The 16063-nt window shown below is 69.6% G+C and carries 12 protein-coding genes and 1 tRNA gene; 6 read left to right on the top strand and 7 right to left on the bottom strand.

Annotated features, from left to right (window positions below):
- From ABDW61_RS16595 to ABDW61_RS16580, 4 genes are all read left to right on the top strand, one after another.
- Positions 1-2847, top strand: a complete 2847-nt coding sequence (locus ABDW61_RS16595; RefSeq protein ID WP_343640196.1) for a Tat pathway signal sequence domain protein — start codon at positions 1-3, stop codon at positions 2845-2847.
- Between the two features lie 33 nt (positions 2848-2880).
- Positions 2881-4701: a rhamnogalacturonan lyase B N-terminal domain-containing protein gene (locus ABDW61_RS16590; protein ID WP_343640195.1), complete on the top strand. Its 1821-nt coding sequence runs from the start codon at positions 2881-2883 to the stop codon at positions 4699-4701.
- On the top strand, positions 4698-5552 hold the full coding sequence (locus ABDW61_RS16585) for a GDSL-type esterase/lipase family protein (protein ID WP_343640193.1): 855 nt from the start codon (positions 4698-4700) through the stop codon (positions 5550-5552). Before ABDW61_RS16590 ends, ABDW61_RS16585 begins: the two co-directional genes overlap by 4 nt.
- Positions 5553-5693: 141 nt before the next feature.
- Positions 5694-7517: a DUF4396 domain-containing protein gene (locus ABDW61_RS16580; protein ID WP_343640192.1), complete on the top strand. Its 1824-nt coding sequence runs from the start codon at positions 5694-5696 to the stop codon at positions 7515-7517.
- Positions 7518-7647: 130 nt separating this feature from the next.
- On the opposite strand, the gene ABDW61_RS16575 is transcribed toward ABDW61_RS16580, so the two are convergent.
- From ABDW61_RS16575 to cysS, 7 genes are all read right to left on the bottom strand, one after another.
- Positions 7648-8439, bottom strand: coding sequence for an SDR family oxidoreductase (locus ABDW61_RS16575; RefSeq protein WP_343640191.1), 792 nt, complete (start codon positions 8437-8439; stop codon positions 7648-7650).
- Positions 8440-8801: 362 nt separating this feature from the next.
- Positions 8802-8894: transfer RNA gene (locus ABDW61_RS16570), tRNA-Ser, on the bottom strand.
- A gap of 69 nt (positions 8895-8963) precedes the next feature.
- Positions 8964-10235 carry an aspartate kinase gene (locus ABDW61_RS16565; RefSeq protein WP_343640190.1) on the bottom strand — a complete coding sequence of 424 codons (1272 nt, stop codon included), beginning with the start codon at positions 10233-10235 and terminating at the stop codon, positions 8964-8966.
- 36 nt (positions 10236-10271) lie between these two features.
- The gene (gene tilS, locus ABDW61_RS16560; protein ID WP_343640188.1) at positions 10272-11684 is read right to left on the bottom strand and encodes a tRNA lysidine(34) synthetase TilS; all 1413 of its coding nucleotides are present in this window, start codon (positions 11682-11684) and stop codon (positions 10272-10274) included.
- Positions 11653-12624 (bottom strand): acetyl-CoA carboxylase carboxyltransferase subunit alpha, encoded by a 972-nt coding sequence (locus ABDW61_RS16555; protein WP_343640187.1) that lies wholly within the window; start codon positions 12622-12624, stop codon positions 11653-11655. Before ABDW61_RS16555 ends, tilS begins: the two co-directional genes overlap by 32 nt.
- A gap of 2 nt (positions 12625-12626) precedes the next feature.
- Entirely contained in the window at positions 12627-13280 is a 654-nt protein-coding gene (locus ABDW61_RS16550; RefSeq protein ID WP_343640185.1) for a DNA-3-methyladenine glycosylase, read from the bottom strand.
- Positions 13280-14677: a cysteine--tRNA ligase gene (gene cysS / locus ABDW61_RS16545; protein WP_343640184.1), complete on the bottom strand. Its 1398-nt coding sequence runs from the start codon at positions 14675-14677 to the stop codon at positions 13280-13282. Before cysS ends, ABDW61_RS16550 begins: the two co-directional genes overlap by 1 nt.
- A gap of 203 nt (positions 14678-14880) precedes the next feature.
- On the opposite strand from cysS, the gene ABDW61_RS16540 reads away from it, so the two are divergent.
- Both ABDW61_RS16540 and ABDW61_RS16535 read left to right on the top strand, forming a co-directional pair.
- Positions 14881-15414, top strand: a complete 534-nt coding sequence (locus tag ABDW61_RS16540; RefSeq protein ID WP_343640182.1) for a tetratricopeptide repeat protein — start codon at positions 14881-14883, stop codon at positions 15412-15414.
- A 68-nt stretch (positions 15415-15482) separates the two neighbouring features.
- On the top strand, positions 15483-16052 hold the full coding sequence (locus ABDW61_RS16535; protein ID WP_343640180.1) for a peptidylprolyl isomerase: 570 nt from the start codon (positions 15483-15485) through the stop codon (positions 16050-16052).
- Positions 16053-16063 lie beyond the last annotated feature (11 nt).

Genomic DNA, 16063 nt, shown 5'->3' with positions numbered 1-16063 from the left:
ATGCCGATCCGCCGACGTCATCTGCTGCAGGTGCCCGCCGCGCTGGCGCTGACCAGCGCCGCGGCAGCCACGCGCGCGGCGACCGCGGCCGCCGATCCGGCGGCGCGGGAACCGTCCATCGACAAGGACAGCGGCGCGAGCCCCGGCGTGCCTGGGCCCTTGCCGCTCGATCTCGACCCCGAGGCGCTGCGCTGGCTGGACCGCTTGGCGCCGCCCGCGCATGCCGGCGTGGCCTGGGGCTGGCCGTGGCCGCGCGGCCAGGTCCGGCGCGGGCAGGCCTTCGCGCTGCGCGACGGCGATGGCCGGCTCCAGGCGCTGCAAGGCTGGCCGCTGGCCTGGTGGCCGGACGGCTCGGTGAAGTGGTCCGGCCATGCGCTGCCGCCCGCGACGACACCACCGGGCGAAGGCGCCCGGGCCTGGCGCGTCGTCGCGCTGCCGCCCGGCAAGACGGCACCGTCGCCCCTCACGCCGCTGCGCGTGGAGGAGACCGCCGATGCGGTGATCGTCGACACCGGCGTCATCCGCTGCACCGTGCCGCGCCGCGGCGACACGCTGGTGGCCTCGATCACGCGCGGCGGCGTCGAGATCGCGCGCGAGCTGCGCCTGATCGCCGACGCCGACGACGCGCCCGATGACGAAGGCGCGCCGCGCCGCCGGCTGCGCAGCCGCGGCGAACTGGAGAGCGTCGACATCGAGCAGCGCGGGCCGCACCGCGCGGTGCTGCGGCTGCGTGGCCGCCACCGCGCGCTCACGGACGCCGCCTCGCAGGACGGCTTCACCGCCGGCGCCGGCGCGCGCGCATGGTTGCCCTTCGACCTGCGGCTCTATCTGCACGCCGGTGGCGACGCGCTGCGGATCATGCACAGCTGGGTCTTCGACGGCGATCCGCAGCGCGACTTCCCGCGTGGCCTCGGCCTGATCGCCGACGTGCCGCTGCGCGACCCGCTGCAGGACCGCCACCTGCGCTTCGCCGGCGCGGCCGAGGGCCCGGACGCCGGCCTGTGGGGCGAGGCCGTGCGCGGCCTCACCGGGCTGCGCCGCGACCCCGGCGCCGAGGTGCGCGCCGCGCAGCTCGAGGGCCGCGCCTGCCCGCCCGACGGCACCTGGCAGCGGACGGTGCGCGAGCTCCAGGATCACATCCCCGCCTGGGGCGACTTCAGCCTCACGCAGCACTCGCCGGATGCCTTCCAGATCCGCAAGCGCACGCGGCCGGGCCATACCTGGATCCACGCCGCCGACGGCGCGCGCGCCGCCGGCCTGGGCTATGTGGGCGGCCCGGGCGGCGGACTGGCCTTCGGCCTGCGCGACTTCTGGCAGCGCCACCCGGCGCAGCTGGAGGTCCGCGGCGCTCACACCGGCATGGCGCAGGTGCGGCTGTGGTGGCACAGCCCCGACGCGCCGGCGATGGATCTGCGGCCCTATCACGATGGCCTCGGCCAGCACAGCTTCGAGCAGCAGCGCCAGGGCCTGGAAGTGACCTACGAGGATTACGAGCCCGGCTTCGACAGCGCCGTCGGCGTCGGCCGCAGTCACGAGATCACGCTCTTCGCGCTGGCCGCGACGCCCGGGCGCGAGCGCCTGCTGCAGCTGGCCCGGCTCGTGCAGACGCCGCCGCAGCTCGTGGCCGCACCGCGCCGCTACCTCGACACACAGGTCTTCGGCCCGCTGTGGTCCCTGCCCGACCGCGGCACCCCGGCCAACGCCGCGATCGAGGACCGGCTCGACAGCCTCTTCGACTTCTACCGCCGCGAGGCGGAGCAGCGCCGCTGGACCGGTTTCTGGGACCACGGCGACATCCGCCACACCTATGACGCGGACCGCCACGAGTGGCGCTACGACGTGGGCGGCTTCGCCTGGGACAACTCGGAGCTCTCGCCCGACCTGTGGCTCTGGGTCGCCTTCCTGCGCAGCGGGCGGGCGGACATCTTCCGCTTCGCGGAGGCGATGGTGCGCCACACCAGCGAGGTCGACACCTATCACCTGGGCCGCTTCCAGGGCCTGGGCACGCGGCACGGCGTGCTGCACTGGAGCGACAGCGCCAAGCAGCTGCGCATCAGCACCGCCGCCTACCGCCGGCACTACCACTACCTCACCGCCGACGAACGCATCGGCGACGTGCTGCACGCGCTGCGCGAAGCCGACCGCACGCTGATCACGCTCGATCCCGGACGCAAGCTCGGCGCGCGGCCCGCCGGCGCCGGCGATGGCCTGCTGGGCGTGGGCACCGACTGGGGGGCGCTGCTGGCCAACTGGCTCACCGAGTGGGAACGCAGCGGCGACCCGCGCTGGCGCGAGCGCATCCGCCGCGGCATGGCCAGCGTGGCCGCGATGCCGCATGGCTTCTTCAGCGCCGCCACCGCGGGTTATGAACTCGAGAGCGGCGCGCTGATCGACGTCTCGGGCGGGCGCGTCGGCGCGAGCCATCTGAGCGCGGTGTTCGGGCTGGCGGAGATGGCGGCCGATCTCATCGCGCTGGTCGACGTGCCGGGCTTCGAGGACGCCTGGCTGCAGTACTGCGTGCTCTTCAACGCGCCGGTCGAGGAACAGCGCCGCGCGCTCGGCGCGCCGCACGGCGGCGGCGGCGCGCTGCGGGTTGGGCACTCGCGGCTGACCGCCTACGCCGCCTGGCGCCGCCGCGATGCCGCGCTGGCCGCGCGCGCCTGGCGCGAGTTCCTGAGCGACGAGCGCCACGGCCCGTTGCAGACGCGCCGCATTGCCGGGCCCGCCGTGCTGCGGCCGGTGGACGAGGCGCCCGGCCTGAGCACCAACGAGGCCGCGCAGTGGGCGCTGGCCGCGATCCAGAACCTCGCCCTGATCGGCGAGGCCCTTCCCGCGGCGTCCGCCTGAATGGACGCCGACCCTGACGCACAAGGAGCAAGCATGTCCCGTTCCCGATCCTGGCGCGCCTGGCTGGCGCGGGCCGCTGCCGTCGCGGCCGCGCTCGCCCTGCCCCATGCCGCGATGGCCGCGTTCAGCCTCACCACGCGCTGGGACGGCGGCAACGCGTCCAGGGTGCAGTACGAGGTGGACACCAACGCCGGTCTGGTCCTGCGCGTCATGGCTTATGACAACGGCGCCAGCACGCAGTCCGCGGGCGACATCTCCAGCCTCGTCTACAACGGCGTCCAGTACCAGGATCAGGCGCGCGGCTCCCAGCTCAACTCGGGCTTCGACGGGCTGTACAGCAATGTCTCGGCGGTGAGCGTCTCGGCCGAAATGCTGTCCGCCAGCGGCGCGCCGACGCCGGCGTCGACGGCGCAGGACGGCACGCTCACGGGCGGGGCGTACATCAGGATCACGGTCACCAGCAACAGCAGCAAGGGCGGGCTGCTGAAGCACTACTACCTGATCAAGGCGGGCGAGCCCCGCGTCTACATGGCCACCTACTTCACCGAGGAGCCCGACACGCTGAACATGGTGCGCTACATCGTGCGCGTGCCCATCGGCGCGCTGTCCAGCGGCCCGCCGGCGGGGGTTCCGGGCGGGCAGACCAGCGCTGGCACCTGGCCGCAGGACCTGCGCGGCACCGACACCACGGTGGAGTCCGGCGACGTGTTCGGCTTTTCCGCCGGCAGCGCCTTCGCGGGCCAGACGCGCTCCAAGCACTACGCCAACCAGCGGCTCAAGGACTGGCAGTACTTCGGCGGCCGCAACAGCGCGGGCACCGTCGGCCTGTGGCTCTACCGCGATGGCCAGGAGGGCGGTTCGGGCGGACCGTTCTATCGCAGCCTGCTCAACCAGATCACCGCCACCACCAACGAGCTGACCTACATCGTCAACTACAGCGAGAGCCAGACCGAGGCCTTCCGGCTTGGCGTGCTCAACGCCTACACGCTGATCTTCACCGACGGCAGCGCGCCGGCCGCGCCCGACACCAGCTGGTTCTCCGTGGCCGGGCTGCAGGGCTACGTGCCGCCGTCCGGACGCGGCGGCGTCGCCGGCGTGGGCCTGGCGGGGACCGTCGCGGGCAACGCCTACACCGTCGGCTTCGCCAACGACAAGGCGCAGTACTGGACCTCGGCCGACCTGGCCAACCGCGGCTTCTTCAAGTCCACCGGCATGCTGCCCGGCACCTACACGCTCACCGTCTACAAGAACGAGCTGGCGGTCTACAGCACCAGCGTGCAGGTCAACGCGGGGAGCACCGCCTCGCTGAACACCCTGCCCATCGATGGCGATCCGGAGGCCTCGGCCGCCGTCTGGCGCATCGGCCGCTGGGACGGCGCGCCCACCGAGCTGCGCAATGGCGACAAGGTCACGACGATGCATCCCTCCGACACGCGCCTGGCGAGCTGGTCACCGGGGATCTTCACGGTGGGCAGTTCAGCCGACACCGCGTTCCCGGCCTATCTCTGGCGGGACGTGAACAGCGGCCAGGTCGTGCGTTTCACCCTGACCAGCGCCCAGCTCAAGGACGCGACGCTGCGCATCGGCATCACGACGGCCAAGGCCAACGGCCGGCCCGCGATCAGCGTCAACAACTGGAGTTCGGACACGCCGGCCGCCTCGACGCAGCCGACCACGCGCACGCTCACGGTCGGGACCTACCGCGGCAACAACACGACCTACCGTTTCGCCATCCCCGCGAGCGCGCTGGTGGCCGGCATCAACACGCTGACGATCAATGTCGCCGGCGGCGGCTCGGCCACCGGCTACCTGAGCCCCTCGTTCGCCGTCGACGCGATCGACTTCCTCCAATGAGCGCGCGGCCCCTCGGACCAAGCCGCCGGAAGGTGCTGGCGCTGGCGGCCCTGCTGGGGCCGGCGTCGTGGCGCGCGCTCCGGGCCGGCGGGCCGCCCGACCTTGCCGCGGCGCCGGGCGCCGCGCCCGATCGAAGGACCACGGTGTTCGTCGTCGGCGATTCCACCGTGCACAGCGCCGGCCGCAACGGTCAATGGGGCTGGGGCGAACGGCTCGCGCCGTGGTTCGATCCCGGCCGGGTGACGGTGGCCAACCACGCGATGGCCGGGCGCAGCAGCCGCAGCTTCCTGCGCGAAGGACGCTGGGCCGCGGTGCGCTCGCTGCTGCAGCCGGGCGATGCGGTGCTGATCCAGTTCGGCCACAACGACGTCGGCCGCGTCGGCGATCCCGCCGCCAAGCAGCGCGGCGTGCTGCCGGGGATTGGGGAGGACACCGCGGAGGAAGCGCTGCCCGGCGGCGGTGTCGAGCAGGTGCGCAGCTTCGGTGCCTATCTGACGGCCTACCTGCGCGACGCCCGGGCCCCCGGCGCGGTGCCGGTGGTCGTCTCACCGGTGCCGCATCGGGATCGCTGGCGGGACGGTATGGACTTCGCGGACATCGGCGCCTGGGGCCGGGAGGTGGCGCGGCGCGAGGGCGGCCTGTTCATCGATCTCACCCAAGCCGTCACGCAGGCCTACCGCGCGCTCGGCGAAGCCGAGGTCGACCGGCTCTTCGCCGACGCCAACACCCACACCAACGACGCCGGCGCGACGCTCAATGCCGCTTGCGTCGCGGCGCTGCTGAGGGACTTGCCGCCCGCGGCGGCGGTCCCCCGCCCCAGGGCGGAGATCCTCACTGCTTCAAGCCCGTGAGCCCGTCCCCGCAGTGAAGCGGCGGCCGGAGAGTCCCCCGGCTGGAATCCGCGCAGCGCGCAGGGTCGATCCGCGTTGCGATTGACCTTGCCCCCGTGGCAAGGTCGATAGTCCCGTGTTCTGCCGTCAGGGAGAACAACGATGCTCGTGCAGCCGATCGACTATTTCCTCGTCGCCTGGTTCGCGGTGGCGGGGCTTTCCGCTGGCTATGTGGCGTGGGACCAGTTCCGCCACAACCCGGAACCGGTGGTCATGAAATGGGGCTTCGTGCTGGTCACCGCGTACATGGGACCGATCGGACTGCTGCTGTACGTGATGGCCGACAAGGAGCCTCGCCCCGGCGAACACGAGGCCTTCATCAAGCCGCTGTGGAAGCAAGGGGCCGGCTCGACCATCCACTGCGTGGCCGGCGACGCCACCGGCATCATCCTCGCGGCGGTCGTCACCGCCTCGCTGGGTCTGCCGATGTGGCTGGACCTGATCGTCGAGTACCTGGCGGGCTTCGGCTTCGGCCTGTTCATCTTCCAGTCCCTGTTCATGAAGAACATGATGGGCGGCAGCTATTGGGAGAACGTGCGCAAGTCCTTCATGCCGGAGTTCATCAGCATGAACGCGATGATGGCCGGCATGGCGCCGGTCATGACGCTGCTCATGATGGGCCGCGACATGCGCGCGATGGCGCCCACCGAACTGCTGTTCTGGGGCGTGATGTCCGTGGGCGTGATCGCCGGTTTCGCCGTCGCCTACCCGGTCAATGTCTGGATGGTGTCGCGCGGCATGAAGCACGGCCTGATGACCGAACGGGCCGGACACCGCGGCCACGGCGGCCACGACAGCCACGGTGGCCACGGCATGCAGCCGGACGTCACGCGCCCGCAACTGGCCGCGGTGACGCTCAGCACCGCGCTGATGCTGGCGGCCGGCATGACGATGCCATCGCTGTTCGTGAACATGCGCCTGTCCGCACGCGACGTGGGCGGCGCCATCATGCCGCCAGGCATGATCATGGGATGGGACACGCCGGGTGAGGCCATGCGCGACATGGCGGCCGTGCATCCGCGCGAGGTGCGCGTGACCGCATCGCCCGACGCGCGGGGCGACCAGATGCTGCAGCCGCGCCTGGAGCAAGGCGTCAAGGTGTATGAGCTCGAGACCGCGGTGGTGCAATGGAACATCCTGCCGGAGCAGCGGGTCGAGGGTTACTCGTTCAACGGCCAGATCCCGGGTCCGCGGCTGCGCTTCACCGAGGGCGACCGGGTGCGCATCAAGGTGACGAACCGGCTCCCGGAGTCGACCACGGTGCACTGGCACGGCCTGATCGTGCCCAACGCGATGGACGGCCCGGCAAAGATCACGCAGGCGCCGATTCCGCCGGGGGGCAGCCATGTCTATGAGTTCACCGCGGAGCAGGCTGGCACCTTCTTCTATCACTCGCACGACCATGCCGATCGGCAACAGGCGCTGGGCCTGTATGGGGCGCTGATCATCGATCCCAAGGACCCGGCCGCCGCGCCGGCGGCGGACCACGAGTACGTGCTGCAGCTGCAGGAATGGCTGGAGCGTCAGGGGCTGACCTATCCGGCAATGCCGATGGAGGGCGGCCTGCCGAACTACTTCACCATCAACGGCAAGGCCTACCCGGCCACCGACACCGTGCGCATGAAGGTGGGCGAGACCATCAAGCTGCGCTTCATCGGCACCAACAACGGCTTCGTGCATCCGATGCATGTGCACGGCGGCCCGTTCACGGTGGTGGCGCGCGACGGCGTGGTGTTGCCGGCCGGAGCGCGCTTCGACGCGGACACGGTCAACGTCGGACCAGGCCAGCGCTACGACGTGATCTGGCAGGCGCGCCGGCCGGGCAAGTGGCTGGTTCACTGCCACATCCCCCACCACACGACCAACAACAACGTCGAGCATCAAGGCGGTGGCGGTCTGATGATGGTGATGGAAGTGAGCGGCTGACGCCGCCAGCTTCCCGGCCATGACGGCGAGCCGTGGCTCCTCCCGGCTCTCGCTGCCGGCCCGTGCGCGCGCTGGCGACCTGGCTGCGTCAGGCCGCCACGCGCATCTGCCTGCGGTCGCGGCAGGGCTCTCAAAATGCGCTCTTGACCACTCCGCCATCGACGCGCAGCGCGGCCCCGGTCGTGGCCGACGACAGCGGGCTTGCCACGTAGGCGACGAGGGACGCCGTTTCTTCCGGCGTCGCGAAGCGCTTGATGAGTGACGTGGGCCGCACGTTCTCGAAGAACTCGGCCTCCACCTGTTCGAAGCTCTTGCCGTTCGCACGCGCCATGTCCTGCACGAAGTCGCCAACGCCACGCGACTTGGTCGGTCCCGGCAGAACGCTGTTGACCGTGATTCCCGTGCCGGCGAGCGTTTCCGCCAGCCCCCGGGACACCGCGATCTGCGCCGTCTTGGTCACGCCGTAGTGGACCATCTCGGCCGGGATCTGCACCGCGCTTTCGCTGGCGATGAAGATGATCCGCCCCCAGTTGGCCTTCTTCATGCTCGGCAGGACCAGCCGGGAGAGCCGCACGCCGCTGAGGACGTTGACGTCGAAGAAGCGCTTCCAGTCCTCGTCCGGGATGTCCTCGAACGGCTTGGGCTCGAAGATGCCCAGGTTGTTCACGAGGATGTCGATGCCCGGATGCAGCCGAACGACTTCCTCGGCAGACTCGGGACGACTCAGATCCCCGGCGTAGCCATCGACTGCTCCGCCCGTGTCGGACCGCAGACGCTCGACGGCCTCGTCGACCGCGGCCTTGGTACGGCCGTTGACGATGACCCGAGCGCCCTCCTGAGCCAGCGTTCGTGCGATCGCGTAGCCGATGCCGGCAGTGCTGCCGGTCACGAGGGCCACCTTGCCTTGAAGCTTCAAGTCCATATCAATCTCCGAATGAAGGGACGCCTGAGAAAACCTTTCGATGGGGCCCGGAGGCCTTGGAGGAGGAGGTTACGCTGTTGTTGAGAACGGGGTTGTCAGCGGGCACCGCCGCCGGCGTTTGCTGACCTGCCGGATGCAGGCACGACACCGAAGCCGGGCGGCCGACTCGGACGTCCACGGCCCCACGGCCCCACGGCCCCACGGCGAGCTTGTCTCCGGACGGCGTGTCCAAGCGCTCCGGGCCAGTCAGATAGCCGGCTGCCCGCAGGCTGGCGCGACGGATGCGGCTCGGCCAAACATCAAAGTCATCGCCCAAATGCAAAAACCCCCGCAGCTTTCGCTGCGAGGGGTTCGCATCTGGTTGGCGGAGACGGAGGGATTCGAACCCTCGATGCAGGTTTTGCCCACATACTCCCTTAGCAGGGGAGCACCTTCGGCCACTCGGTCACGTCTCCAACCGAAGAAGCAGCGACTATAGCATGGCTTTAAGAGCCCTCAAGCAAATCGCCGCCTCGTCTCCGCCATCAGGCTTCGATTTCCTGGTCCAGGTCGAACGCGCGATGCAGCGCGCGCACCGCCAGCTCCATGTACTTCTCGTCGATCACCACCGAGGTCTTGATCTCGCTCGTCGTGATCATCTGGATGTTGATGCCCTCTTCCGACAACGAGCGGAACATCTTCGACGCCACCCCCACATGCGAGCGCATGCCGATGCCCACGATCGAGACCTTGCAGATGCGCTGGTCACCCGTCACCTTCGCCGCCTGCACCGCCGGTCCCACCGTCTTCTCCAGCAGCTCCATCGCGCGCTGGTAGTCGTTGCGGTGCACCGTGAACGAGAAGTCCGTCTTCCCGTCCTGCGACACGTTCTGGATGATCACGTCGACGTCGATGTTGGCGTCGGCCACCGGGCCCAGGATCTGGAACGCGATGCCCGGCTTGTCCGGCACGCCCAGCAGCGTCACCTTGGCCTCGTCGCGGTTGAATGCAATGCCGGAGACGACGGCTTGTTCCATTTGTTCGTCCTCTTCAAAAGTGATCAGGGTGCCGGACTTGGCTTCTTCATTGATGTCGATGTCCCACGGCGTGAAGCTGCTCAGCACGCGCATCGGCACGCGGTACTTGCCCGCGAATTCGACCGAGCGGATCTGCAGCACCTTCGAGCCCAGCGACGCCATCTCCAGCATCTCCTCGAAGCTGATGGTGCTCATGCGGCGCGCCTCGGGCACGACGCGCGGATCGGTCGTGTAGACACCATCCACGTCGGTGTAAATCAGGCATTCATCCGCCTTGATCGCCGCGGCGATCGCCACCGCCGACGTGTCCGAGCCGCCGCGCCCCAGCGTCGTGATGTTGCGGTCCTCGTCCACGCCCTGGAAGCCGGTGATCACGACCACGCGGCCCGCATCGAGATCCGCCTTCACCTTCGCGTCATCGATGCTCTCAATGCGCGCCTTGGTGTACGAGCTGTCCGTCGCCACGCCGACCTGCCAGCCGGTGTAGCTCACGGCATCCAGACCTTCGGCCTGCAGCGCGATCGCCAGCAGGCCGACCGAGACCTGCTCGCCGGTCGAGGCGATCATGTCGAGCTCGCGCATCAGCGACGGCGACGAGCTCGCGGGCGACAGGTCCTTGGCCAGGCCGAGCAGGCGATTGGTCTCGCCGCTCATCGCCGAGGGGACCACCACCATCTGGTGACCCGCCCGCGCCCACTTGGCGACGCGCTTGGCCACATTGCGGATACGGTCGGTGGACCCCATCGAGGTGCCGCCGTACTTGTGAACGATCAATGCCATGGGAGTGTCAGATGACTGCAGGGGAGACGGGCGATTCTAAGACGCGCCCTTGCCCGCAACGTCGCTGCCCATGCGCGATCCGCATGCATCCGGCAGCCATCGCAGCGCCATTTGTGCTTCGCCGGCTGGCGCGATCCAGCGCGCGTCGACGCCCAGTCCGGGCACGAACACCAGCTGTCCGGCGACATGGAGCAGCGGCCCTTCCCTCTGTACAGCGGGGATTCCCGCCGTCTGCCAGCACTTCTTCAGCGCCCGCGGCAGGCCCTTGGCGTGCGGCTGGAACTGCTCGCCGCCTTCGCGCGGGCGCAACTCGACATTGCTGAGCGCAGAAAGCGCGAGCCCCCCCGTGGTCACGACTTCGACATCGAAGGCGCCTCGCCACTGCGGCAACGCGTGCCGTCCAGGACGGGAGAGGTCCAGGCGCATCGAGGGCGGCGGCATCGGCAGCGATGCGTCGCGCGTAAGTGGCGCGAGCCCGGCCCCACGCACGAAGAATCGCCCACGATAGAGATGCAGCGTGCGAGCGCCTAGCGGCCATTGCGCCGTCGATGCGCCGGGCGCCTCGGACTGGAGCCGCCGGATCAGCGAGGCCGGCGCCGCACAGCCGGTCTCTCGACGCAGCCATGCGCGCAGCAGATTCGTGGCGCGTGCGGTGCTCAATACTCGCAGCGACTCCTGCGAGAGGCCGCCCGCATCGCTCCAGCGGGCGAGATCTTCGTCCCCGATCTCGCGTTGAAGCTCCGCGGCCTGCTGCGCCCACTCGGCCGATTGCGCGAGCGCGGTTTCGGCGCCCGCCGATTGCAGGGCCAGTGCCGGCCACAGCGTCTGGCGCAGCCGGTTGCGGGCATAACGGGCGTCCGCATTGCTGTCGTCATCGACGAAGCGCAGACCATGCGCCGCGACATAGGCTTCGATCGCCTCACGCGGACGATCAAGCCACGGACGCGCCCAGCACACGCCGTCGCGCCATTGCGCGCGCGGCATCGCCGCGAGCCCGGCGGCTCCCGCGCCCCGCAACGCCTGCAGCAGAAAGGTCTCCGCCTGATCACGCCGATGATGCGCCAGCAGCAGCAGATCGGTGCCCGCGGCGAGGGTCAGGCGTTGCAGTGCGGCATGGCGGCCCGCGCGCGCCCAGGCCTCGATGCTGTCGCCGGGCGCAGGCGCGCCGCTCAGGTGCTCATGAACGAGCGAGACCGGCAGTCCCTCGGCTGCCCAGCCCTCCACTTGCGTGCGCAGCTGCGCCAGCCACGCATCCGCTTGCGCGCTCAGCCCGTGATGGATGTGCAACGCCACCACGCGCAACCCGAGCGATCGGGCCGCGATAGCGGTGGCGTGGAGGAGCGCCGTCGAATCCCGGCCGCCGCTGGCGGCGACCGCGATCACGTGACGCGAAGAGGGCTCGCCGGAACCGGCGGGATCAGCGGCTCTTGGTGTCGCCGAATCGGCCATAGGCCTGCAGGCGCTCGTAACGGCGCTCCAGCAGATCCTTGGTCTTCAGGTCGGAGACCTGGCGCAGCGCGTCGCCCAGCGCGCGCTTCAGGTTGGAGGCCATCTGCTTGTGATCGCGATGCGCGCCACCGACCGGCTCGTTGACGATCTTGTCGATCAGGCCCAGCGCCTTCAGGCGGTGCGCGGTGATGCCCAGCGCCTCGGCTGCCTCGGACGCGCGCGCGGCGGTCTTCCACAGGATGGAGGCGCAGCCTTCCGGCGAGATCACCGAGTAGGCCGAGAACTGCAGCATCAGCACCTGGTCGGCCACGCCGATCGCCAGCGCGCCGCCGGAGCCGCCCTCGCCGATCACCGTCGCGATGATCGGGACTTCCAACTGGGCCATCTCGAAGATGTTGCGGCCGATCGCCTCGGACTGGCCGCGCTCTTCCGCGCCGATGCCCGGATACGCGCCCATCGTGTCGATGAACGTGAAGACCGGGAGGCCGAACTTCTCGGCCAGCTTCATCAGGCGCAGCGCCTTGCGGTAGCCCTCCGGGCGCGGCATGCCGAAGTTGCGCAGCGTGCGCTCCTTCGCGTCCGAGCCGCGCTGGTGGCCGATGACCATGCAGGCCTGACCGTTGAAGCGCGCCAGGCCGCCGACGATCGCGGCGTCATCCGCGAAGTGGCGGTCGCCGTGCAGCTCCTGGAACTCGGTGAAGACTTCGCCGCAGTAGTCCAGCGTCTGCGGACGCTGCGGGTGGCGGGCCACCTGGTACACCTGCCAGGGGAGGACATTCGCGTAGATGTCCTTGGTCAGCTGGTGGCTTTTCTTGCCCAGGCGGTCGATCTCCTCGGAGATGTCGACCGCGGACTCGCTCTGCACGTAGCGGAGCTCGTCGATCTTGGTTTCGAGCTCGGCGATGGGCTGCTCGAATTCGAGGAAGTGTTTCTTGCTCATTCTCAGTAATCCACGGGTAGCGGATCGAGGCTCCGCCAAATGTACCATGTGGCCACCGAGCGGTACGGGGCCCAGCCCTCGCCCAGCTCGCGGGCTTCGGCGCGCGACACGGGCTCGTCGCTGAAGTAGTGCTGGCTGATGCCCTTGAGCAGCCCCAGGTCGTCCAGCGGCAGCACGTTGGGCCGCATCAGGTGGAAGATCAGGAACATCTCCGCCGTCCAGCGGCCGATGCCGCGGATCGCGACCAACTCCTCGATGATGGCCTCGTCCTCCATCTGCGCCCACTGGCGCACATGGACCTGGCCCGATTCGAAGTGTTGCGCCAGGTCGCTCAGGTACTCGACCTTGCGCGCCGACAGACCGACACCGCGCAGCGCGTCCTTCTCCAGCCCCAGCACCTCCAGCGGCTTGATGCGGTTGGAGGGCCCCGAGGTCAGTTCGGCGAACTTGTCCCACACGCCCTGGGCCGCCTTCACCGAGATCTGCTGACCGACGATCGATCTGGCCAGCGTCGTGAACGCGTCGCCGCGGCTTTGCAGTCGCGCCTCGCCGAATTGCGGAATCAGCTTCTTCATCACCCGGTCGCGCTTGACCAGGTGACGGCAGGCTTCATCCCAATAGTCCGGGGTCACCCCGGCAGTCGCCACACGCGCCATCAGGCCTGCTCTCCCGCCTTCGACACGCGCACCCAGGTCGTGCCGGCCGCGGAGTCCTTCAACTCGATGCCCTGCTCGGCCAGCGCCTTGCGGATGCGGTCTGCTTCGGCGAAGTCACGCCCGGCCTTGGCCGCGGCGCGCGCGGCGATCTGGGCCTCGATGGCTGCCTCGTCCAGGCCCGCGCCGCCTTGCAGGAAGGCCTTCGGCGCCTGCTGCAGCACGCCCAGCACGCCGCCCAGCGCCTTCAGCAGGCCGGCGTCCTGCGCGGAGCGGTCACGGTTGACCTGGTTCGCGAGATCGAACAGCACCGCCAGCGCGCCCGGCGTGTTGAAGTCGTCGTCCATCGCGGCCTTGAAGGCCGCCGCCGGCCCCTGCGTCCAGTCGATCGCCACGTCCGCCGGCGCCACCGCGTCCAGCGCGGTGTAGAGCCGGCGCAGCGCGGTGCGCGCGTCGTCCAGGCTGAGGTCGCTGAAGTTGAATGGACTGCGGTACTGCGTGCGCAGCATGAAGAAGCGGATCGACTCGCCGTCGAACTTCTCCAGCACTTCCTGGATGGTGAAGAAGTTGCCCAGGCTCTTGGACATCTTCTCGCCGTCGATGTTCAAGAAGCCGTTGTGCATCCAGGTGTTCACGAATGGATGACCCAGCGCGCCCTCGCTCTGGGCGATCTCGTTCTCGTGGTGCGGGAACTGCAGGTCCATGCCGCCGCCGTGGATGTCGAAGCGCTCGCCCAGCAGCGCGCAGCTCATCGCCGAGCACTCGATGTGCCAGCCCGGACGGCCTTCGCCCCAGCGGCTGGCCCATTTGGCCTCGGCGGGCTCGTCGGCCTTGGCGGACTTCCACAGCACGAAGTCCAGCGGATCGCGCTTGCCGTCATCGACGGCGACGCGCTCGCCGGCGCGCAGTTGATCCGGCGACTTCCCGCTCAGCTTGCCGTAGCCGTCGAACTTGCGCACCGCGTAGTTCACGTCGCCGCCCTCGGCCTGGTAGGCCAGGCCTTTTTCCTCGAGCTTGCCGATGATGTCCAGCATCTGCGGGACATAGTCGGTCGCGCGCGGCTCGTGCGTCGGCGTGGCGATGCCCAGCGCCGCGAAGTCGCGGTGCATGGCGGCGATCATCTCGTCCGTCAGTTGGCGGATCGTGATGCCGCGCTCGAGCGCGCGGCGGATGATCTTGTCCTCGATGTCGGTGATGTTGCGCACGAAGGTGACGTCGTAGCCGCTGGCCTTGAGCCAGCGATAGACGACGTCGAACGCGATGTTCATCCGTGCGTGGCCCATGTGACACAGGTCGTAGACGGTGATGCCGCAGACGTACATGCGGACACGGCCCGGCTCGATCGGTTGGAAGGGCTGCTGCTGACGGGTCAGCGTGTTGTAGATGCGCAAGGAGGACATACGTGTGTCGCGCCGCGTGCCCCTCGCGCCGGGCCCCGCGCGCATGCCGACGCCGTCAGCGCCGCTCTGGCGACGAGTCGCGAGCGTCGGCGCGTTCGACGGTGCGGTGCGGGTGGGGCGGGAGGCCGGCCGGGAGGCGAGCGGGAGACGAAAGCTCGCTCTAGAATGCCCGGCAGTATAGCGGCCCCCTCCCCGCCCCCCTTATGCCAAGACTCCCCGCCCTGATCCGCGCCTGCTGCGTCGCCCTGGCGATGACCGGCGCGACCCTGACGCAGGCCGCCGCGCTCGACGACGCGCAGGCCCTGTGGGCCTCCGGCAAGCGCGACCAGGCCATCCAGGCCGCCGAAGCGGGCCTGAAGACCTCGCCCGACGACCCGCGCCTGCGCTTCGCGCTCGGCACGATGCTGATGGAACAGCAGCAGCTCGAACGCGCACGGGCCATCTTCGTCAGCCTGACCGAGGACTTCCCCGACCTGGCCGACCCCTACAACAACCTGGCCGTCATCCACGCCGCGCGCGGCGAGTACGAAGCCGCCCGCCAGTCGCTCACGCGCGCGCTGGAGCTGCAGCCCGACCACTCGCAGGCGCAGGAGAACATGGGTGACGTGCTGATGCGCCTGGCCCAGCAGTCCTATGAGCGCGCCCTCAAGCAGGCGCTGGGCGACGACACCGCGCTGAAGGTCAAGCTCCAGCGCGTCACTGCGTTCAACAACGCGCGGGTCAATCCGGCCCGCTGAGCGTCCGGCCCGGCGCGCCGACGGCGTGCCGCCCCCCTCACCCATCCACCAGACACCGCCACCCGACCATGAGGACATCCCCACTGCTGCTCGCCGCCGGCGCCGCCCTGCTGAGCCTGGCCAGCACCTTCGCGCAGGCGCAGGTCGTCAAGCTGAGCACGACCGCGGGCGACATCAAGATCCAGCTGGACGCGCAGAAGGCGCCCAAGACGGTCGCCAACTTCCTGGCCTATGTGAAGGCCGGCCATTACAACGGCGTGATCTTCCATCGCGTCATCGGCGACTTCATGATCCAGACCGGCGGCTACACGCCCGACCTGAAGCAGCGCCCGACCCAGGCGCCAATCCCGCTGGAGGCTGGCAACGGCCTGATGAACATCCGCGGCAGCGTCGCGATGGCGCGCACCAACGATCCGAACTCGGCGACCTCGCAGTTCTTCATCAACGTGGTCGACAACCCGGGCCTGGATCCCGGCTACGCCGCCGACGGCCGCGGCTACGCGGTCTTCGGCTACGTGACCGAGGGCATGGAGGTCGTCGACAAGATCAAGGCGGCGGAGACGGTGAAGAAGAACTTCGCGTTCCAGAACCTGCCCGCCACCCCCATCCTCATCAACAAGGCCACCGTCGAGAAATAAGGAGTCACCGA

The organism is Roseateles sp. (assembly GCF_039595595.1).
GTDB lineage: Bacteria > Pseudomonadota > Gammaproteobacteria > Burkholderiales > Burkholderiaceae_C > Roseateles.
Note: the sequence above shows the minus strand (reverse complement) of the source record. Positions and strands in the feature narration are given on the sequence as shown.